We start from the raw sequence: 20,620 nt of genomic DNA on the forward strand, positions 1-20,620 counted from the left end.
GGCGTTATCCCTTCACGGCGCCTGCGACAAGGCCGCTGACGGCCTTCCGCTGCAGGAAGACGAAGAGGATCAGGATCGGTACGGCGAAGAGCGAGGCCGCTGCCATGGTGGCACCCCAGTCGTCGCCGAAGGTCGTCTGGAAGCTGGACAGCCACAGCGGGAGGGTCTGGGCCTCGATGTCCTTGTTGAGGATGAGGACCATGGGGAACTCGTTCCAGGCGGTGATGAACCCGAAGAGCGAGGTGGCCATCAGGCCCGGCGCGAGCAGCGGGAAGATCACCTTGATGAAGGCCTGGGTGCGGGTGCAGCCGTCGACCATGGCCGACTCCTCCAGCTCCTTCGGCACGGCGGCGACGTATCCGCGCAGGGTCAGGATGGTGAAGGGCAGCACCATGACCATGTAGAAGATGGTCAGCGGGACCAGACTGTTGAGCATCTCGGAGTCGCGCACGATCATGTAGATCGCGATGACCATGACCTCCCAGGGGGCCATCTGCGCGATCATGAATGTGACGATGAAGCCGCGCCGCCCCCTGAACCGCATCCGCGCCAGCGCGAAGGACGCGAGCAGCGCGATGACGAGCGACAGGAGAACCGACAGCACGGTGACCGTCACGGAGTTGCCGACCAGCGTCCAGAAGTGGTCCGCGTCCACGGCTTTCTTGAAGTGCTCGAACGTGGCGTCGGTCGGGAAGAAGACGGGGTCCTCGGCGATGATGTCGCCGGTCGGCTTGAAGGCCGTGGCGAACATCCAGTAGACGGGGAACGCGAAGACCACGAAGAGGACGATCGCTGTCGCGTTGGGCCAGAGACGGCGGATCGCCGAAGAAGCAGTGCGCTTCACAGCTCGTCCTCCTCCTGCTTGAGCACGGTGCGCAAGTAGTACGCGGTCAGGGCCAGCAGGATCAGGATGGTGAGGAACGAGATCGCCGCGCCCATCCCGAAGTGCTGGTTGCCGACGCCCTCGACGAAGGCGTAGACGGGCAGGGTCTCGGTGAGCCGGTCGGGTCCGCCCGCGTTCATGGCGAAGACCTGGGTGAACGCCTTGAAGATCCAGATGACCTCGAGGAACGTCGTCGACCACAGGAACGGCCGCAGGAACGGGAAGGTCACCGAGGTGAAGCTCTGCCAGGCGCCGGCGCCGTCCAGCGCGGCGGCCTCGTAGAGCTCCTTGGGGATGGTGGTCGTGGCGGCGTAGAGGTTGATCGCCACGAACGGAATGGATCCCCAGACGATCAGCAGGGTGACCACGGAGAACGTGGACAGCTGGGAGCCGAACCAGTTGTAGTCGGCCATGGAGTGCCAGCCGAGTTTGTCCAGTACCCAGTTGACGACGCCGAAGCGCTGGGCGAACAGCCACTGGTAGACGGTGGTCGCGGCGACGACCGGCATCGCCCAGGCCAGCACCAGGCCGAGCATCAGCGTCAGCCGCATGCGCTTGCCGAGCCGCGCGAGGAGCAGGCCGATCAGGGTGCCGAGCAGCATGGTCAGAACGACGTTGACGGCGGTGAAGACGAGGGACCGTCCGACGACCTTCCAGAAGTCGGAGCCGGTCAGGACTTCCTTGTAGTTGTCGATCCCGTTCCACTCGGTGAGGTGGAGGATCAGCTGCCGCGGGTTGAGGTTCTGGAACGACAGCATGCCGTTCTTCACCAGCGGCCAGCCCAGGAGTACCGCGGTGGCCGCCAGCGCGGGCAGCAGGAGCAGATAGGGGACGGCTGCGCCGCCTCGGCTCTTCCCGCGGTTCTCCCCGTCTCTCCCGACTCCGGGTGGGGAGGCGTCGCTCTTGCGGATTCCGGCCGCCGCGGCCGTGTCCGCGCGTTCGGTCTGCACTGACATGCTCGCCATCTCTCTGTGGCCCTACTGGTCGATGCGCCACGGCGCCGGGCACCCTGTTCGGTGCACCACGGCGCCGGGGCGCCCCGTTCGGGGCGCCCCGGCGCGGGTGATCAGCTCGTCTGCGAGAGACGCTTGTTGATCTCGGACTCGACCTGCTTGGCGGCGTCGGCGGGCGACTTACCGTTCAGCACCGCGGTCATGTAGGTCTTGATCGGGTTCGGGGCGTTCTCGACGGCGGCCCACTCGGGGATGAGCGGCGTCGTGCCACCGCCGGCCGCGGCCGGGGCGGCGGCCACGGCGGCGGGGTTGGCCGAGAGGTTGGACTGCAGCGACTCCTTGTTCGGGATGACGCCGTTCTCCTTGGCGAGCGCGCCCTCGAACTTGTCGGACAGGGCCATCTTCAGGAACTCCTTGGCGAGTTCCTGCTTCTTGCTGCCCGCGGCCACCGCGAAGTTGGAGCCACCGAGGAAGACGCCCTCGGGCTTGTCGGCGGTCTCACCCGGGATGGTGAAGTAGCCGATGTCCTTCTCGATCTTCTTGTTGGCGGCGATGGCCGTGCCGGCCTCCCAGCCCATGCCGATGAAGGCGCCGACGTTGCCCTTGGCGAAGACCTCGGCCTGCTGCGGGGTCGCCTCGTCCTTGTCCTTGGGGGCCTTGGAGTAGGACTGGTACTTCTTGTAGGTCTCCATGGCCGCCGCGACCTTGGGGTCGGCGAGGTTGGAGACGTACTTGTCGCCTTCCTTCTTCACCAGGTCGGCGCCCTGGCCGATGGTCAGGCCGTCGAAGAAGTACCAGTTCTGGCCGGGCAGGTAGATCGGCTCGGCCTTGGTCTTCTTGCCGATGGTGTCCAGGTCCTTGAAGAACTCGTCCCGGGTCTTCGGGGTGTCCTTGATGCCGGCGTCGGCCCAGACCTTCTTGTTGTAGACGACGACGCGGTTGGCGAAGTACCACGGGGCCGCGTACTGCTTGCCGTCGTAGACCGAGGACTTGTTGAGGGCCTCGGTCCAGTCGGCGCCGATCTCCGACTTGAGGTCCGTCAGGTCGGCGAGACCGCCGGTGGCCGCGTAGGCGGGGGTCTGGGTGTTGCCGACCTCGATGACGTCCGGCGGGGTCGACTCGGAGAGGGCGGTGGTGATCTTCTGCTGGATCCCGTCCCACTTCTGGGTCTCGAACTTCAGCTTGGCGCCGGTCTTCTTCTCGAAGGCCGCCTTCAGGTCCTTGGTCCAGGTCGGCGGCGTGGAGCCGTCCATTGCCCAGACGGTCAGGGTCTGGCCCTTGTAACCGTCGGCCCCCGCCTTCTTGTCGCTGCCGCCGTCGTCGCCGCCGCAGGCCGCGACCGACACCATCATGCCCGCGATACCGATCGCGGCTATCAGCTTGCGCTTCACGCCACCCTCCTCAGGGATGCCACAAACCCCCCTGGCTCCCCGCGGTGACGTACGACGTGTACCGCCCGTGGGGCCGGGACTGGACCAATGGTGTAGACCAGTACGGGGAGCTTGGCCTAGACCTAGAAGGGTGTCAAGGAGTTCGCGAGCCCTCTGACCGTCCGTTATGGGACCTACATATGAAGGGACCTTTAAGTAGGTAACCGACATAATTCTCGGCGCTGTTCGCGCGCCCACAGGTGGACCACTTCAGCGCGGTGGACTAGACCAACAGGTGCGCCGACGGTATATAGAGGGGATCACGGAGCGTGCGGGGGGACACTCGCACATAAAGCCGTGCCACGATGTGAGCCGTGGCCGATGGGGATGTCGGCCGTTTCGGCATCCGGAGCCGGGAAGGCAGAGCATGAGCGCCGACGTCAGCAGTGCGGAGAACGAGGGTGGGGCCCCCATCCGTACCGCGCGCGTGCCCAAGTACTACCGCCTGAAGAAGCACCTGCTCGACATGACGGAGACACTGCCGCCCGGCACGCCGGTACCGCCCGAGCGCACCCTCGCCGCCGAGTTCGACACCTCGCGCACGACCGTGCGGCAGGCCCTTCAGGAGCTGGTCGTCGAGGGCCGCCTCGAACGCATCCAGGGCAAGGGCACCTTCGTGGCCAAGCCCAAGGTCTCCCAGGCGCTGCAGCTCACCTCGTACACCGAGGACATGCGCGCCCAGGGCCTCGAACCCACCTCGCAGCTGCTGGACATCGGCTACATCACCGCCGACGAGACCCTCGCCGGGCTGCTCGACATCTCGGCCGGCGGCCGGGTGCTGCGCATCGAGCGCCTCCGCCTCGCCAGCGGCGAACCGATGGCCATCGAGACGACCCACCTGTCCGCCAAACGCTTCCCCGCCCTGCGCAGGTCGCTCGTCAAGTACACCTCCCTCTACACCGCCCTGGCCGAGGTGTACGACGTCCATCTCGCCGAGGCCGAGGAGACCATCGAGACCTCGCTGGCCACTCCGCGCGAGGCCGGACTGCTCGGCACCGACGTCGGCCTGCCCATGCTGATGCTCTCCCGGCACTCGCTGGACAAGCAGGGCGAGCCGGTGGAGTGGGTGCGCTCGGTGTACCGCGGCGACCGGTACAAGTTCGTGGCACGCCTGAAGCGCCCGCAGGAGTGATGCGGCGGCCCAAGCACCCGCAGGACCACCGAGTCCCAAACACCTACAGGACCATCGAACCTCAAGCACTCGCGGGAGCGATGAGGCTCAAGCGCCCGCGAGAACAAGCCACTTGAGGTAGGCGCGTGGTGTAGCGCGACTCATCTTCCTGCTCTACGTTCCTCCCGTCACCGCATGGACGGGAGGACGAACGGTGCGTACCGCCAAGCCTCGAACCATCGTCATCTGGACCCTCGTCGCGCTGGTGGGCGCCGCGGGCTGGTCCGTGCTCGCGCTCTCGCGGGGCGAGAACGTGTCGGCCGCCTGGATGGTCGCCGCCGCGCTCGGCTCGTACGCGATCGCCTATCGCTTCTACGCGAAGTTCATCGCGCACAAGGTGCTCAAGGTCGACGGCACACGAGCCACCCCTGCGGAGCGGCTGAACAACGGCATCGACTTCCATCCGACGGACCGGCGCGTGCTGCTCGGCCACCACTTCGCAGCGATCGCGGGCGCGGGCCCGCTGGTCGGCCCGGTGCTGGCCGCGCAGATGGGCTATCTGCCCGGCACCATCTGGATCATCGCCGGAGTGATCTTCGCGGGCGCGGTCCAGGACATGGTGGTCCTGTTCTTCTCCACGCGCCGGGACGGGCGGTCGCTCGGGCAGATGGCCCGTGAGGAGATCGGCCCGTTCGGCGGGGCGGCGGCGCTGCTCGCCGCCTTCGCCATCATGATCATCCTGCTCGGGGTGCTCGCACTGGTGATCGTGAACGCGCTCGCCGCCTCCCCCTGGGGCACGTTCTCGATCGGGATGACGATCCCGATCGCCCTGCTGATGGGCTTCTACCTGCGCGTCCTGCGCCCGGGACGGGTCACCGAGGTGTCGCTGATCGGCGTGGCGCTCCTGCTGCTCGCCCTCGTCGCGGGCCGCTGGGTCGCCGAGTCCTCGTGGGCCGGCACCTTCACCCTCGCCCCCTCCACCCTGGTCATCTGGCTGGTGGCGTACGGCTTCATCGCCTCGATCCTGCCGGTCTGGATGCTCCTCGCACCCCGCGACTACCTCTCCACCTTCATGAAGATCGGCACGATCGCGCTGCTCGCGCTCGGCGTCGTCATCGCGCTGCCGACGCTGAAGATGGACGCGGTCACGGACTTCGCCGAGCGGGGCGACGGCCCGGTGTTCGCGGGTTCGCTCTTCCCGTTCGTCTTCATCACCATCGCCTGCGGCGCCCTCTCCGGTTTCCACGCACTCATCTCGTCCGGCACGACGCCCAAGATGATCCAGAAGGAGACGCAGGTCCGGATGATCGGGTACGGCTCCATGCTGATGGAGTCGTCGGTCGCGATCATGGCCCTGGTCGCCGCGTGCATCATCGACCCGGGCCTGTACTTCGCCATGAACGCGCCCGCGGGCGTCGTCGGCACCACCGTCGAGTCGGCTTCGCACGCGGTCGCGAACTTCGGGTACACCATCTCCCCGGCGGACCTCGCGAAAGCCGCGCACCAGGTGGAGGAGCAGAGTCTGCTCTCCCGCACCGGCGGCGCGCCCACTCTCGCCGTCGGTGTCTCGGAGATCTTCTCGAAGGTCACCGGCGGAAGTCTGCGCGCCTTCTGGTACCACTTCGCAATCATGTTCGAGGCGCTGTTCATCCTGACGGCGCTGGACGCGGGCACACGCGTGGGCCGGTTCATGCTCCAGGACATGCTGGGGAACGTCTACCGCCCCTTCAAGAACGTGAGTTGGAAGCCCGGCCTGATCGCCACCAGCGCCCTCGTGTGCGGACTGTGGGGCTACTTCCTCTGGGTCGGTGTCCACGAACCCCTCGGCGGCATCAATCAGCTCTTCCCGATCTTCGGCATCTCGAACCAGCTGCTCGCGGCGGTCGCCCTGGCCGTCTGCACGACCCTGCTCGTGAAGTCCGGACGCCTCAAGTGGGCCTGGATCACCGGCATTCCGCTCATCTGGGACGCCACGGTGACGCTCACGGCCAGCTATCAGAAGGTGTTCTCCGGCGATCCGCGTGTCGGCTTCTTCAAGCAGCGCAGCGTCTACCAGGACGGCATCGACGCCGGAAAGGTCCTGCCGCCCGCCAAGAGCATGGACGACATGCACACCGTGGTCACCAACTCCACGGTGGACGGCGTCCTTTCGGCCGTACTCGCCGTCCTCATAGTCGTCGTGATCGTGGACGCGGCCCGGGTGTGCGTCCGGCACGTACGCCGCCCGGCCCTCTCCACGTTGAGCGAGGCACCGTACGTGGAGTCGAAGATCGTCGCCCCGGCCGGGCTGATCCCGACCCAGAGGGAGAGGCGGGAGGAGCGAGATGCGATCGGCGCTGCACCGGGCAGCTAGCGGAATCCGTTGGTATATACGGGAGCTGACGGATGAATCCGCATATGACCGCTATGTCGCACACATCCGCCAAGACCACCCGGACGCCCCCGTGCCGTCACGCCGGGACTTCGAACGAGCACGCACGGACCGTCAGGAGGAGGACCCGCGCCAAGGGTTCCGCTGCTGCTGAAGGCCGGACCCTACCCCACACGAACCCTCCACATCCGCTATCCGGAGGGGGGTTCCATAAAGCGGAATCGTCGCCTAGATTGCCTGCGCGTTACACAGGTGATCAGTGAGGGGACGGAGCCGCCATATGTCAGATGTGCCCGAAGTGAAGCCACCGGCGGTGACGCCGGTCCGTGTCGTGATAGCCCTCTGCCTGTTCGCCCCCTTCGTGGCGATGCTGTGGGTCGGCTCGTACGCGAAGACGGATCCGGCCTTCATCGGCATCCCGTTCTTCTACTGGTACCAGATGCTGTGGGTGCTCATCTCCACGGCGCTGACGATGATCGCCTACAAGCTCTGGCAGCGTGACCAGCGTGCCCGCGCCACCACGAAGGGCGGTGTCGAGGCATGAAGGACGGCGTGAACGGCGTGGCACTCGCCGTCTTCATCTTCTTCTTCCTGGCCGTCACGGTCATGGGCTTCCTGGCCGCGCGCTGGCGCAGAGCCGACGACGAGCACAGCCTCGACGAATGGGGCCTGGGCGGACGCTCGTTCGGCACCTGGATCACCTGGTTCCTGCTCGGCGGCGACCTCTACACGGCGTACACCTTCGTCGCCGTACCGGCCGCGATCTACGCGGCGGGCGCCGCCGGCTTCTTCGCGGTCCCGTACACCATCCTGGTCTACCCGCTGATCTTCACGTTCCTCCCCCGCCTGTGGTCGGTCTCCCACAAGCACGGATACGTGACGACGTCGGACTTCGTGCGCGGCCGCTTCGGCTCGAAGGGCCTGTCCCTCGCCGTGGCCGTCACGGGCATCCTGGCCACCATGCCGTACATCGCGCTCCAACTGGTCGGCATCCAGGCCGTCCTGGACGTGATGGGCGTGGGCGGCGGCGAGAACACGAACTGGTTCATGAAGGACCTCCCGCTCCTCATCGCCTTCGGCGTACTGGCCGCGTACACCTACTCCTCCGGCCTGCGCGCCCCGGCCCTGATCGCGTTCGTGAAGGACACCCTGATCTACATCGTGATCGCGGTGGCCATCATCTACATCCCGATCAAGCTGGGCGGGTTCGACGAGATCTTCAAGGCAGCGGGCGACAAGTACACGGCGGCGGGCGCGGGCGGAATCGTCCCCGCCGAAGCGGGCCAGTGGACATACGCCACTCTCGCCCTGGGCTCGGCACTGGCGCTCTTCATGTACCCGCACTCGATCACGGCGACGCTGTCGAGCCGCAGCCGCAACGTCATCCGCCGCAACACCACGATCCTCCCCCTCTACTCCCTGATGCTGGGCCTGCTCGCGCTGCTCGGTTTCATGGCGATCGCGGCCGGAGTGAAGGTCACGAACGGCCAGCTCGCCATCCCTCAGCTCTTCGAGACCATGTTCCCGGACTGGTTCGCGGGCGTGGCCTTCGCCGCCATCGGCATCGGAGCCCTGGTCCCCGCGGCCATCATGTCGATCGCGGCCGCGAACCTCTTCACGCGCAACATCTACAAGGACTTCATCAAGCCGGACGCGACCCCCCAGCAGGAGACCAAGGTCTCCAAGCTGGTCTCGCTCCTGGTGAAGGTCGGCGCGCTGGTCTTCGTCCTCACCATGGACAAGACGGTCGCGATCAACTTCCAGCTCCTCGGTGGCATCTGGATCCTGCAGACCTTCCCGGCCCTGGTCGGCGGCCTGTTCACCCGGTGGTTCCACCGCTGGGCGCTGCTCGTGGGCTGGGCCGTCGGCATGCTCTACGGCACACTCGCGGCGTACGGGGTCGCCTCCCCGACGCAGAAGCACTTCGGCGGCAGCGCGAAGGAGATCCCCGGGATCGGGGAGATCGGCTACATCGGCCTCACCGCGTTCGTACTCAACGTCGTGGTGACCGTCGTCCTCACCTTCGCCTTCCGCGCGTTCAAGGCCCCCGAGGGCATCGACGAGACGTCCCCCGAGGACTACACGGCGGACGCGGGCGACCCCGGCGTCGAGGCGGAACTCCCACCGGCCACGGCGGGCGCGAGCCACTAGACCCGGGCTGAGCTCGGCGGCACGATTGCCCGCAGCTGAGCCAGTACGCACCCGCAGTCGCCAGACCACGGAAGGGGCCGTGCCGGTACATCACATGCCCCGTCGCTTACGCGGTTGCCAACAAACAGGACCCTGCAGCCCAAGCGATCTGCCACCGGCGACGGGGCGGATGTACCGGCACGGCCCCGCCCCGCCCACCGACCGCAGGCGAACCGCCCCACCGAGCCGCAGGCGCAAACGCCCCACCGAGCCACAGGCGCAAACGCGCCACCGAGCTCAGGCGCAAACGCAGACGCAGACACCACAGGACGGGCCGCCGGACAAAATCCGGCGGCCCGTCGCCGTGCCCGTCCGGCACACTCCCCGCATGGACATCGTCATCAGACGCGCACAGCCCGAGGAGTACGCCACCGTCGGCGAGATCACCGCGCAGGCCTACCTCGGAGACGGCCTGCTCGACTTCGGGGAGCACGACGAGTACCTCGGAGAGCTGCGGAACGTGGCCAAGCGGGCCGCCGCCGCGGACGTACTCGTCGCGGTGGCCCACGACCGCGTACTCGGCGGCGTGACCTTCGTCCCGCAAGGCGGCCCCATGGCCGACATAGCCCGCCGGGGCGAGGCGGAGATCCGCATGCTCGCGGTCGCGCCCGAGGCCCGCGGCCGGGGCGCGGGCGAATCCCTCGTCCGCGCCTGCATCGACCGCGCACGCGCCACGGAAGGCTGCGTACGCGTCGTCCTCTCCACCCAGCGCACGATGCTCACAGCCCACCGCATCTACGAACGTCTCGGCTTCACCCGCACCCCCGACCGCGACTGGAACCCGATCCCGGACATCGACGACATCCTGCTGCTCACCTACGAGTTGGCGCTCAAGCACACTCCGTAGCACTCCCCGACGCCGACGCGACACAACATGTGGGGGTGCTCCCGCAGCCCGGCACAAGATGTATGCTCATGCTCGCTGTCGTCGCAGGGGAATCCGGTGCGAATCCGGAACTGTCCCGCAACGGTGTACTTGTACGTGTTCATGCCCAGCAGAGCCGCGTACGAGTTTCAGTCCGAGGACCTGCCGACAGCGCGCCCCGGCCATCCGGCCCGGGCGCCGACGACGTCCGGGCCTCGCGGAATGGGCCGGTGGACGCGGTGCGCCGCTGCCCAGAAGCGCCCCCGTGTGCCCCGCTCCTCCCCAACAGGCCCCGTGCCGAGCGAGGGAGAGCCCCAAGTGACCATCGCGCCAGCCGACCCGGCTTCAGCTTCCGTTTCCGTGAAGCAGGTCCCGGTGGAGACGGACGGTCCCGGTACCACGCTGCTGCGTACCCTGACCGACCTCACCGCCGACCTCCCCGACGCCGACCCCGGCCGGGTCGCCGCCGCCGCGCTGCGCGGCCGGTCCGCCCGCGCGGACGACGCGGAGCTGCGCGAACTGGCCACCGAGGCCGCCGCGGGCCTCATCTCCGAGGACCCCGCGTACTCCCGCCTCGCCGCCCGCCTGCTGACGATCAGCATCGCGGCGGAGGCCGCCTCGCAGGGCGTGCGGTCCTTCTCCGAGTCGATCGCCACCGGCCACCGCGAGGGTCTGATCGCCGACCGTACGGCGGAGTTCGTACGGCTGCACACGGCCCGCCTGGACGAACTGATCGACGTGCACGCCGACGACCGCTTCGGCTACTTCGGCCTGCGCACCCTGCACAGCCGCTATCTGCTCCGGCACCCGATCACGCGCAAGGTCGTCGAGACGCCCCAGCACTTCATGCTCCGGGTGGCGTCCGGCCTCGCCGCGGACACTGTGCTCGATTCAAAGACGGGGACCAGAGCGCTCGACGAAGTCGCCGCCCTCTACCGGCTCATGAGCCGCCTCGACTATCTCCCCTCCTCCCCCACGCTCTTCAACTCCGGTACACGGCACCCCCAGATGTCGTCCTGCTACCTCCTCGACTCCCCGCTGGACGAGCTGGACTCGATCTACGACCGCTACCACCAGGTCGCGCGCCTGTCGAAGCACGCGGGCGGCATCGGCCTGTCGTACTCCCGGATCCGTTCCCGCGGTTCGCTGATCCGCGGCACGAACGGGCACTCCAACGGCATCGTCCCGTTCCTCAAGACCCTCGACGCCTCGGTCGCCGCGGTGAACCAGGGCGGCCGGCGCAAGGGCGCGGCCGCGGTCTACCTGGAGACCTGGCACTCCGACATCGAGGAGTTCCTGGAGCTGCGCGACAACACCGGTGAGGACGCCAGGCGTACGCACAATCTGAACCTCGCGCACTGGATCCCGGACGAGTTCATGCGCCGGGTGAACGAGGACGCCGCCTGGTCCCTCTTCTCCCCGTCCGACGTACCCGAGCTGGTCGACCTGTGGGGCGAGGAGTTCGACGCCGCGTACCGCAGGGCGGAGGCGGCGGGGCTGGCCAAGAAGACCATCCCGGCCCGCGACCTGTACGGCCGCATGATGCGCACCCTCGCGCAGACCGGCAACGGCTGGATGACCTTCAAGGACGCCGCCAACCGCACCGCCAACCAGACGGCGGAGCCGGGCCACACCGTTCACTCCTCGAACCTGTGCACCGAGATCCTGGAGGTCACGGACGACGGCGAGACGGCGGTCTGCAACCTCGGCTCGGTGAACCTGGGCGCCTTCGTCGACCGGGCGAGCGGCGACATCGACTGGGACCGCCTGGACGAGACGGTCCGCACGGCCGTCACCTTCCTGGACCGGGTCGTCGACATCAACTTCTACCCGACCGAGCAGGCGGGCCGCTCCAACGCCAAGTGGCGCCCGGTGGGCCTCGGCGCCATGGGCCTCCAGGACGTCTTCTTCAAGCTCCGTCTCCCCTTCGACTCGCCGGAGGCCCGCGCCCTCTCCACGCGCATTGCCGAGCGCATCATGCTCGCCGCGTACGAGGCCTCGGCCGACCTCGCCGAGCGCAACGGCCCGCTCCCGGCCTGGGAGAAGACCCGTACGGCCCGCGGTGTCCTGCACCCCGACCACTTCGACGTGGAGCTGACCTGGCCGGAGCGCTGGGCGGCGCTGCGGGAACGGATCGCCGCCGTGGGCATGCGCAACTCCCTCCTCCTCGCCATCGCGCCCACCGCGACGATCGCGTCCATCGCGGGCGTGTACGAGTGCATCGAGCCGCAGGTGTCGAACCTCTTCAAGCGCGAGACGCTCTCCGGCGAGTTCCTCCAGGTCAACTCCTACCTGGTGGACGAGCTGAAGAAGCTCGGCGTGTGGGACGCGCAGACACGGGAGGCGCTGCGCGAGTCCAACGGCTCGGTGCAGGGCTTCACCTGGGTGCCGCAGGACGTGCGCGACCTGTACCGCACCGCGTGGGAGATCCCGCAGCGCGGTCTCATCGACATGGCCGCCGCCCGGACCCCGTTCCTGGACCAGGCCCAGTCGCTGAACCTGTTCCTGGAGACGCCGACCATCGGCAAGCTCTCCTCGATGTACGCGTACGCCTGGAAGTCGGGCCTGAAGACGACGTACTACCTGCGCTCCCGCCCGGCGACCCGCATCGCCCGCGCCGCACAGGCGCAGGCGCAGACCCAGACCCCCATCCCCGTACAGGCGACTCCCGACGAAGACACCGTCGCCTGCTCCCTTGAGAACCCCGAGTCCTGCGAGGCCTGCCAGTGATGAGCTCTACCGAAAAGAACCTGCTCGACCCAGGCTTCGAACTCACCCTCCGCCCCATGCGCTACCCGGACTTCTACGAGCGCTACCGGGACGCCATCAAGAACACCTGGACCGTCGAGGAGGTCGACCTCCACTCGGACGTCGCCGACCTCGCGAAGCTGTCGCAGGGCGAGCAGCACATGATCGGCCGGCTGGTCGCGTTCTTCGCGACGGGCGACTCGATCGTGGCGAACAACCTCGTGCTGACGCTGTACAAGCACATCAACTCCCCCGAGGCGCGGCTCTATCTGTCGCGACAACTCTTCGAGGAGGCCGTGCACGTCCAGTTCTACTTGACGCTGCTCGACACCTACCTCCCGGACCCGGAGGACCGCGCCGCCGCCTTCGCCGCCGTCGAGAACATCCCCTCCATCCGTGAGAAGGCCGAGTTCTGCTTCAAGTGGATGGACTCGGTGGAGAAGCTGGACCGGCTGGAGACGAAGGCCGACCGCCGGCGCTTCCTGCTCAACCTCATCTGTTTCGCCGCGTGCATCGAGGGGCTCTTCTTCTACGGGGCCTTCGCGTACGTCTACTGGTTCCGCAGCCGGGGTCTGCTGCACGGCCTGGCGACGGGCACCAACTGGGTGTTCCGGGACGAGACGATGCACATGTCCTTCGCCTTCGAGGTGGTCGACACCGTCCGCAAGGAGGAGCCGGAACTCTTCGACGACCTGCTCCAGCAGCAGGTGACCGACATGCTCCGCGAGGCCGTCGAGGCCGAGCTCCAGTTCGGCCGCGACCTGTGCGGTGACGGTCTGCCGGGCATGAACACCGACTCGATGCGGCAGTACCTGGAGTGCGTCGCCGATCAGCGCCTGACGCGGCTGGGCTTCGCGCCGGTGTACGGCTCCGAGAACCCCTTCTCCTTCATGGAGCTCCAGGGCGTTCAGGAGCTGACCAACTTCTTCGAGCGGCGGCCGTCGGCGTACCAGGTCGCGGTGGAAGGAACCGTCGACCTCGACGAGGACTTCTGACGACACCTCAGGGATGATGCCGGGCCGCGCATGCGGCCCGGCATCATCGCGTCTCGTCCATGGACCGTCCATGGGTCGTCCATGGACCACCTATGGAGCGGCAAAGTTCTTCCGGCGCCGCTATCCGCGCCTCATCGGCCCCGGCTAGGTTCTGGCCGTCCTGACATGTCACACACAGCGGCATGCCGGGTGAGCAATTGGCATGCCCCTGACACTTCTCCAGGTACCAACGCTACGCGCGTCACAGGCCTGCCAGGCAACGCCGAGAACCCCCACTTCCGGCTGTGGAGCCGCGTACGGCCCTACCCGGTCCGCGCGGCACCGGCCTCAAACCGATGGAGGCAGCACCCCCATGCGTGAGACACGCTCCGTCAGACCCGCCCGGAGACTGCGAAGACTCCTGACCGCCGCCCTCCCCGCCCTCGCCCTCGGCGTCGCCGGGTTCGCCGCGGCCCCGCCGGCGGGTGCGCAGACCGCGCCCACCCCGCACGTCTCCCGGGTCGCCCAGAACGCGAAAGCCCTGACCTCCCCCGCTGCCCAGGCCGTTCACCCGACCGGCAAGGCCGGCCAGAAGGTGTCCACCACGCATCTGTGCGGCACCCCGACCCCCGGGCACGCCGCCTGCTTCGCCCAGCGGCGCACGGACATCAAGCAGAAACTGGCCGCGGCGATATCCCCGAACGCCGCCGCCGCGGTGTCCGGCCTCAGCCCGGCCAACCTGCACAGCGCGTACAACTTGCCCTCGACCGGCGGCTCCGGCCTGACGGTCGCCGTGGTCGACGCCTACAACGACCCCAACGCCGAGTCGGACCTGGCCACTTACCGCTCGCAGTTCGGCCTGTCGGCCTGCACCAAGGCCAACGGCTGCTTCAAGCAGGTCAGCCAGACCGGCTCGACGACCTCGCTGCCGTCGAACGACACCGGCTGGGCGGGCGAGGAAGCGCTCGACATCGACATGGTCAGCGCTGTCTGCCCCAACTGCAACATCATCCTGGTCGAGGCCAACTCCGCGAACGACACCGACCTCGGCATCGCGGAGAACGAGGCGGTCTCGCTGGGCGCGAAGTTCGTGTCCAACAGCTGGGGCGGCGACGAGTCCTCCTCCCAGACCAGCGAGGACACCCAGTACTTCAAGCACCCGGGTATCGCCATCACCGTCTCCGCCGGTGACTCCGGCTACGGCGCCGAGTACCCGGCGACCTCCCAGTACGTGACGGCCGTCGGCGGAACGGCGTTGACCACGTCCTCCACCTCCCGCGGCTGGAGCGAGTCGGTCTGGAAGACCAGCAGCACCGAGGGGACCGGCTCCGGCTGCTCCGCGTACGACGCCAAGCCGAGCTGGCAGACCGACACCGGCTGCACCAGGCGCATGGAGTCGGACGTCTCCGCGGTCGCCGACCCCGCGACCGGTGTGGCCGTCTACGACACCTACGGCGGCTCCGGCTGGGCGGTCTACGGCGGTACGAGCGCCTCCGCGCCGATCATCGCCGGTGTGTACGCCCTCGCGGGCACCCCGGGCTCCGGCGACTACCCGGCGAAGTACCCGTACTCCCACACCTCGAACCTGTACGACGTCACCAGCGGCAACAACGGCTCCTGCTCGACCTCGTACTTCTGCACCGCCACCACCGGCTACGACGGCCCGACCGGCTGGGGCACCCCCAACGGCACCACCGCCTTCACCTCGGGCACCAGCACTGGCAACACGGTGACCGTCACCAACCCGGGCAGCCAGTCCACCGCGACCGGTGGCTCGGTCAGCCTGCAGATCTCGGCCTCCGACAGCGCGGGCGCGACCCTCACGTACAGCGCGAGCGGCCTGCCGACCGGTCTGTCGATCAACAGCTCGACCGGCCTGATCTCCGGCACAGCGAGCACGGCGGGCACCTACAGCGTGACCGTCACCGCGTCCGACAGCACCGGCGCCTCCGGTTCGGCCACCTTCACCTGGACCGTCAGCACGTCCGGCGGCGGCACCTGCACCTCGGCGCAGCTGCTCGGCAACCAGGGCTTCGAGTCGGGCAACACCACGTGGAGTGCCTCCAGCGGGGTCATCACCAACGACAGCGGTGAGGCGGCGCACGGCGGCTCCTCCTACGCCTGGCTGGACGGCTACGGCTCCACCCACACCGACACGCTGTCCCAGTCGGTGACCATCCCGAGCGGCTGCAAGGCGTCGCTCACCTTCTACCTGCACATCGACACGGCCGAGACCAGCACCAGCACGGCCTACGACAAGCTCACCGTCACCGCCGGATCCACCACGCTGGCGACCTACTCCAACCTCAACAAGGCTTCCGGCTACGCCCAGAAGACCTTCGACCTGTCCTCCTTCGCCGGCTCCACCATCACGCTGAAGTTCAGCGGCGTCGAGGACTCCTCGCTCCAGACCAGCTTCGTCGTCGACGACACCGCCCTGACGACCAGCTGACCCGCGAAAGCCCTGGCCGCCGTCGCGGCCAGGGCTTTTCCGTGCCCCGAAGTGGATCCTGATGCGGGGGTGGCACGTCCAAGCGACGAGGAGGCCCCCCATGCGCCGAACGACCCACCACCGAACCATCGCCCTCGCGGCACTGACGCTTCTCCTGGCCGCGGGCTGCGGCACACAGAGCGGAAGCGACGCGGGCGGCAGCGGCACCGTGTCACCGTCCCCCACGACATCCCACAAGGGTTGTGCGGAGGCGAAGGCGGAGCTCGGTGCCGCCGACACCGGCCGCACGTTCTGCCTGACGACGGGCGATGTGCTCCGCATCAGCCTGGACGGCACCACGAGCCGGCCGTGGGCGCCGGTCAAGGTCGGCGGCAGCGGCCTGGAGGCGACCAACAGCGGCATCGTCCTACAGCCGGGCGACGCCTCCGCCGCCTTCAAGGCCGTCTCCGCGGGAACGGCGCAGCTCACCTCGTCCCGCCCGTTGTGCCCCAGCGACCCGGCCCGGATCTCGTGCAAGGGTCTTCAGGACTGGACAGTCACAGTGGTGGTGACGAAGCCCTGAGGGCGGGAGGGGCGGTCCGCCTCGGGGCGGGCGGCCCGGGCCGCCCTGAGCTGACGATCGACGCGCCGCTCGTGGGCGAGCCCGATCAGCGAGGGGAGCGCCACGACCGCGAAGATCCCAAGGACGGTCAGGATTCCGACGAGGTTGTCCATGAGTGTGTTCATGAACACCACTGTCGCGCCGATTGCTCCTGACCGTCAGTGGCAGGACTGCCGCACACCCTCGAATTACTGCCACTTCCGAGGCACACTGAAAGGCATGCTGAAGAACGTGGCCGCAGTCCTGCTCGACGGTGTGCACCCCTTCGAACTCGGAGTCGTCTGCGAGGTGTTCGGTCTCGACCGCAGCGACGAGGGGCTGCCCGTCTACGACTTCGCGATCGCCTCGGCCGAGGGCCCCACGCTCGACACCCATGTCCCCGGGTTCACCGTCTCCACCCCGCACGGCCTCGACCGGCTCGACGAGGCCGACCTCGTCGTCGTACCGGCCGGGGACACCTATGCCGTGCGCGACTATCCACCCGAGCTGCTGGACGCGCTGTGCCGGGCCGTCGAGCGCGGCGCGCGGGTGCTCAGTGTGTGCTCCGGTGTCTTCGTGCTGGGCGCGGCCGGGCTCCTGGACGGCCGGCGCTGCGCGGTGCACTGGCATCATGCGGAGGCGCTCGCCCGGCAGTATCCCCGGGCGATCGTCGAGCCGGACGTGCTGTACGTCGACGAGGACCCGGTGATCACCTCGGCGGGCACCGCCGCCGGCATCGACGCCTGCCTCCACCTCGTCCGCAAGGAGCACGGCCCGGAGGTCGCCAACGCCATCGCCCGGCGCATGGTCGTACCGCCGCACCGCGACGGCGGCCAGGCCCAGTTCATCGAGCGCCCGCTGCCCCGCTCCCGGTACGACACGGTCGGCGAGGTGCTGGTGTGGATGCAGCAGCACCTCGACGAGGAGGTGACCGTCGAGCAGCTCGCGGCCCGCGCCCATATGTCCCCGCGCACCTTCGCGCGCCGGTTCCAGCAGGAGACGGGGACGACTCCGTACCGCTGGATCCTTCGCCAACGGGTGCTGCTGGCCCAGGAGTTGCTGGAGGCCACGGACGAGACGATGGACGCGATCGCGGGCCGCGCCGGGTTCGGCAACGCGGCCGCGCTGCGCCATCAGTTCGTCCGGAGCCTCGGGACGACCCCGCAGGCGTACCGGCGCACGTTCAGGGGCCCGCGAGCGGCCTGAACGTGCGCCGGTAACCACGCACGGTCAGCGCGGCTGGGCCTTCAGCACCAGCTTGTGCGGGCGCAGGGTGATGCCGACGTGGGTCGCGTCCTTGGAGCCCGACACCTGCTCGAAGCGCCACCGGGACGCCACGGTCGCCGTGATCAGACTGAGCTGGGCCATCGAGAAGTGGTCACTGGGGCACTTCCGGTTGCCCAGGCTGAACGGGCGCATCGCGTACTTCGGTATGTCCTTGGACCGTTCCGGAAGCCAGCGGTCGGGGTCGAAATCCTGGTGCTTCTGGTACGACCGGGGATCGCGCTGGATCGCGTACGGGCTGTAGACGATGTCGGCACCGGCCGGAATGCGATAGCCGCCGAGCTCGGTTTCGGTCACGGCGCGCCGCGTCAATATCCACACGGCGGGATGCATACGCATCGTCTCGACGACGACATTGTTCGTGTGCGACAGCTTCCGGACGTCGTCGAATCCGACGGGCCGGTCGCCCGCGACGGATTCGACCTCCTTGCTCACCTTGTCCGCCTGTTCCGGGTGTTCGGTGAGGGCTTGCAGGAGCCACATGATCGTGGACGCGATGGTTTCGCCGCCGGGGGTGAGTATTGCTACGACTTGGTCGTGGATCTCCTGTTCGTCGATGGGGTCGCCGTTGTCGTCCTTCGCCTCCAGCAATGCCGTCAGCAAATCGTCCGGCTTTTGACCAGATGCCCGCCGCTCGTCGATGATCTCGTCGACGAGGTCATGCAAATCGGCCAATGCGCGGTCGAATTGGCGGTGGGACGGAAGCGGCAGCCGATAGAGCGGCCCGGCCGGGATGACCATGCGCCGGTACATACCACGGAACACGGTGCCGAGCGCGATGCTCAGCCGCTCGGCCCGCTCGTCCATGAACTCGCCGCGCAGCAGACAGCGGGCCGCGATGCGGACGGCGACGCGGAACGACTCGGAGGTGCAGTCGATGGTCTCCCCCGGCACCATGCGCGCCGCGAACGCGCGCGCCTCCTCCTCCATGATCGGCCCGTACTCGTGGATGATGTCGGCCCGGAACGCCGGCTGGATCGTCCGCCGCTGGCGCCGGTGCTGCGACCCGTTGGCGGTCGCGACCCCCTTCTTGCCGAGCAGCCCCTCGAGGGACTCCCACAGCGGGCCGCCGATCTCGTAGTCGGGGTTGAGTGCCAGCGCCCCGGTGAGCGCGGGCGTGGTGACGGCGTACACCGTCTTGGGGCCCAGCTTGAGCCGGACGACGTCGCCGTGGTCGCGCAGTTGGGCCAGGAAGCCCAGCGGGTCGCGGACCAGTTTCCAGCCGTGGCCGAGACCCGGCACGCCTCCACCCGCAAGGGGCGGTGTGGACAACTCCAGCGTCTCAGGTACCTCGGGCCGCACAGACTCGACGGTCATTTCTCACCTGCCGCTTCATTGTTGACGTACGGGGGTGTGGAGCGGTCGTCCCAGCTGTCGACCATGTACCGGCCCGACTCGTGGTGGAACCAGTACACGGAGCTGAACCAGTTCCGCATATTGCCGAGGCATTCCTTCACGGCGATGCTGCATTCCTTGCCCCGCACGGTCCCGTCCGCGAGGGCGTCGGCGAGCCGTAATACGTCCCTTTCGGCGACGAGGAATTCCTTGATGGATTCCTCGACCCGTCGCCGTACTTCCGAGACGGCCTCTTCGAGAGTCAGCCCCCCATGGTGAATGAGACTGATTCCGAGATTGTGGACTTCGTCGCCTGCTATTTCCTTGGGAAGCGAGCACAGATCGTTGTACCAGGCGGCGAATTCCTGGCTGAGCAGTGCCGCCTTCCTATATGCGGGGTGATTCCGCACTTCGGTGGGGAGTTCGTATCCCGCGCTGGGTTCCAGAAGGTCGGTCCAGATCCAGTGCGCGAACGTCAGACGGCGGAGTTCGAGATACTCCTCGACCGTCGGAACAGTGCCCGATGCGCGATTCCGGAACTCCTGGTCGTACGCCTCGATCACCGCGTGGAAGTGGAGTGCGAACCGCTCGTTCCACTTCTTGCCGAGGAATGAGTACAGCCGCACCATGCTGTCCGCGAACCCCGCCACCAGGGGATCCTGGTGGTGCAGATGGTCCCTGGGGGAGTCAAGGGCCGCGTGCAGCTGGAACCTGAGCCTCCGCCAGGCGTCGGCGCGGCCGTGGATGACGTCGCGGTCGTGGCGGTCGTCCCAGACGAAGAACCACGCGCTGTAGTCCGCTATCGCCTGCATGACCTCGTCGGGAGCGCCAATGTAGTAGCCCGCCATGAGGTCCGTGTAGCACAAGCCGTCGGCATATTCCTCGACCTTGTCCGCCGGCATGAGCCGTTTTTCGAGCAGCCAGGTCCTGGTCTTCTCCTGGAGCCTGGGCCAATACGGATGCAGTTGACGGGGAAACTCTGCCTCGATCACCGGGAGAGAGAGCGCCGGTGGAACCGCGACCGCTGTCGGTGTCGATGAAGTGCCGTGTGAGAAAGCATGCACGAACAAACCCCTCTCAGCCGCCTGTTGCGCTACGCCCCTCCGGCTGTGCCGGGCGTGCGCCGTTGCGTATCCCCGCACTTCCCATTCAGCACCACAACTGACCGCCCTGGGAACGGATTTGCTTCACTCACTACCCCATGATGCCGAGAATCTCCCCTTGTGTGACTGAATATGGATCACTAGAGGAGCACAAAGGATCGAACGTACGACGTACACACGAACGGCGCCTGGTCAGGAGGGTTCCCTGACCAGGCGCCGTTCGAGCAAGCTCACAAGAGGTTGCGAGCCCCAGCTGTCATTTTCTGTCTCAGCCGTTCGCGAGGACGATCGCCGTCGCGTCTCAGCCATTCGCCAGGCCGGTCGCCGTCGCGTCTCAGCCG

The 20,620-nt window shown here is 67.8% G+C and carries 17 protein-coding genes and 1 riboswitch; of the genes, 11 read left to right on the plus strand and 6 right to left on the minus strand.

The genetic code is table 11. From position 1 onward, the window contains the following. Positions 1–4 precede the first annotated feature (4 nt). The 3 genes from IEY95_RS30300 to IEY95_RS30310 all read right to left on the minus strand — a co-directional run bounded on the left by IEY95_RS30300 (position 5) and on the right by IEY95_RS30310 (position 3,227). Complete coding sequence (locus IEY95_RS30300) at positions 5–844, minus strand: carbohydrate ABC transporter permease (protein ID WP_189189331.1); 840 nt, start codon at positions 842–844, stop codon at positions 5–7. Further along, positions 841–1,839, minus strand: a complete 999-nt coding sequence (locus tag IEY95_RS30305; RefSeq protein ID WP_189189332.1) for a carbohydrate ABC transporter permease — start codon at positions 1,837–1,839, stop codon at positions 841–843. Before IEY95_RS30305 ends, IEY95_RS30300 begins: the two co-directional genes overlap by 4 nt. 110 nt (positions 1,840–1,949) lie before the next feature. Next, a complete protein-coding gene (locus IEY95_RS30310; protein WP_189189333.1) occupies positions 1,950–3,227 on the minus strand; it encodes an extracellular solute-binding protein in 1,278 nt (425 codons plus the stop codon). A gap of 406 nt (positions 3,228–3,633) precedes the next feature. On the opposite strand from IEY95_RS30310, the gene IEY95_RS30315 reads away from it, so the two are divergent. The 10 genes from IEY95_RS30315 (at position 3,634) to IEY95_RS30360 (ending at position 16,539) form a co-directional block, all read left to right on the plus strand. Further along, the gene (locus tag IEY95_RS30315; RefSeq protein WP_189189334.1) at positions 3,634–4,398 is read left to right on the plus strand and encodes a GntR family transcriptional regulator; all 765 of its coding nucleotides are present in this window, start codon (positions 3,634–3,636) and stop codon (positions 4,396–4,398) included. A 193-nt stretch (positions 4,399–4,591) separates the two neighbouring features. Continuing rightward, positions 4,592–6,730 (plus strand): carbon starvation CstA family protein, encoded by a 2,139-nt coding sequence (locus IEY95_RS30320; protein WP_189189335.1) that lies wholly within the window; start codon positions 4,592–4,594, stop codon positions 6,728–6,730. Next, positions 6,702–6,902 carry a YbdD/YjiX family protein gene (locus IEY95_RS30325; RefSeq protein WP_189189336.1) on the plus strand — a complete coding sequence of 67 codons (201 nt, stop codon included), beginning with the start codon at positions 6,702–6,704 and terminating at the stop codon, positions 6,900–6,902. The genes IEY95_RS30320 and IEY95_RS30325 overlap by 29 nt, the downstream gene beginning before the upstream one ends. Before the next feature lie 126 nt (positions 6,903–7,028). Next, complete coding sequence (locus IEY95_RS30330; RefSeq protein WP_189189337.1) at positions 7,029–7,292, plus strand: DUF3311 domain-containing protein; 264 nt, start codon at positions 7,029–7,031, stop codon at positions 7,290–7,292. Beyond that, complete coding sequence (gene mctP, locus IEY95_RS30335; RefSeq protein WP_189189338.1) at positions 7,289–8,899, plus strand: monocarboxylate uptake permease MctP; 1,611 nt, start codon at positions 7,289–7,291, stop codon at positions 8,897–8,899. Before IEY95_RS30330 ends, mctP begins: the two co-directional genes overlap by 4 nt. A gap of 367 nt (positions 8,900–9,266) precedes the next feature. After that, positions 9,267–9,785 carry a GNAT family N-acetyltransferase gene (locus tag IEY95_RS30340; RefSeq protein ID WP_189189339.1) on the plus strand — a complete coding sequence of 173 codons (519 nt, stop codon included), beginning with the start codon at positions 9,267–9,269 and terminating at the stop codon, positions 9,783–9,785. A gap of 62 nt (positions 9,786–9,847) precedes the next feature. Then, a riboswitch (cobalamin riboswitch) is annotated at positions 9,848–9,987 on the plus strand. Between the two features lie 134 nt (positions 9,988–10,121). Continuing rightward, a complete protein-coding gene (locus tag IEY95_RS30345) occupies positions 10,122–12,533 on the plus strand; it encodes a ribonucleoside-diphosphate reductase subunit alpha (protein WP_189189340.1) in 2,412 nt (803 codons plus the stop codon). Next, positions 12,533–13,546, plus strand: coding sequence for a ribonucleotide-diphosphate reductase subunit beta (locus tag IEY95_RS30350; protein WP_189189341.1), 1,014 nt, complete (start codon positions 12,533–12,535; stop codon positions 13,544–13,546). The genes IEY95_RS30345 and IEY95_RS30350 overlap by 1 nt, the downstream gene beginning before the upstream one ends. Before the next feature lie 352 nt (positions 13,547–13,898). Next, positions 13,899–15,977 carry a putative Ig domain-containing protein gene (locus IEY95_RS30355; protein ID WP_189189342.1) on the plus strand — a complete coding sequence of 693 codons (2,079 nt, stop codon included), beginning with the start codon at positions 13,899–13,901 and terminating at the stop codon, positions 15,975–15,977. Positions 15,978–16,077: 100 nt separating this feature from the next. After that, positions 16,078–16,539: a type 2 periplasmic-binding domain-containing protein gene (locus IEY95_RS30360; protein WP_189189343.1), complete on the plus strand. Its 462-nt coding sequence runs from the start codon at positions 16,078–16,080 to the stop codon at positions 16,537–16,539. On the opposite strand, the gene IEY95_RS30365 is transcribed toward IEY95_RS30360, so the two are convergent. Further along, positions 16,500–16,703: a hypothetical protein gene (locus tag IEY95_RS30365; protein ID WP_189189344.1), complete on the minus strand. Its 204-nt coding sequence runs from the start codon at positions 16,701–16,703 to the stop codon at positions 16,500–16,502. The genes IEY95_RS30360 and IEY95_RS30365 overlap by 40 nt on opposite strands. Before the next feature lie 94 nt (positions 16,704–16,797). Here IEY95_RS30365 and IEY95_RS30370 point away from each other — a divergent pair, with 94 nt between their 5' ends. Further along, on the plus strand, positions 16,798–17,763 hold the full coding sequence (locus IEY95_RS30370; RefSeq protein WP_189189345.1) for a GlxA family transcriptional regulator: 966 nt from the start codon (positions 16,798–16,800) through the stop codon (positions 17,761–17,763). Between the two features lie 24 nt (positions 17,764–17,787). Here the strand turns inward: IEY95_RS30370 and IEY95_RS30375 are convergent, their stop codons facing one another. Next, positions 17,788–19,158: a bifunctional albaflavenone monooxygenase/terpene synthase gene (locus IEY95_RS30375; RefSeq protein ID WP_189189346.1), complete on the minus strand. Its 1,371-nt coding sequence runs from the start codon at positions 19,156–19,158 to the stop codon at positions 17,788–17,790. After that, the gene (cyc1, locus tag IEY95_RS30380; RefSeq protein ID WP_189189347.1) at positions 19,155–20,240 is read right to left on the minus strand and encodes an epi-isozizaene synthase; all 1,086 of its coding nucleotides are present in this window, start codon (positions 20,238–20,240) and stop codon (positions 19,155–19,157) included. The genes IEY95_RS30375 and cyc1 overlap by 4 nt, the downstream gene beginning before the upstream one ends. Positions 20,241–20,620: the final 380 nt, after the last annotated feature.

Source organism: Streptomyces albiflavescens, assembly GCF_014645835.1.
In the GTDB taxonomy this organism is placed as follows: domain Bacteria; phylum Actinomycetota; class Actinomycetes; order Streptomycetales; family Streptomycetaceae; genus Streptomyces; species Streptomyces albiflavescens.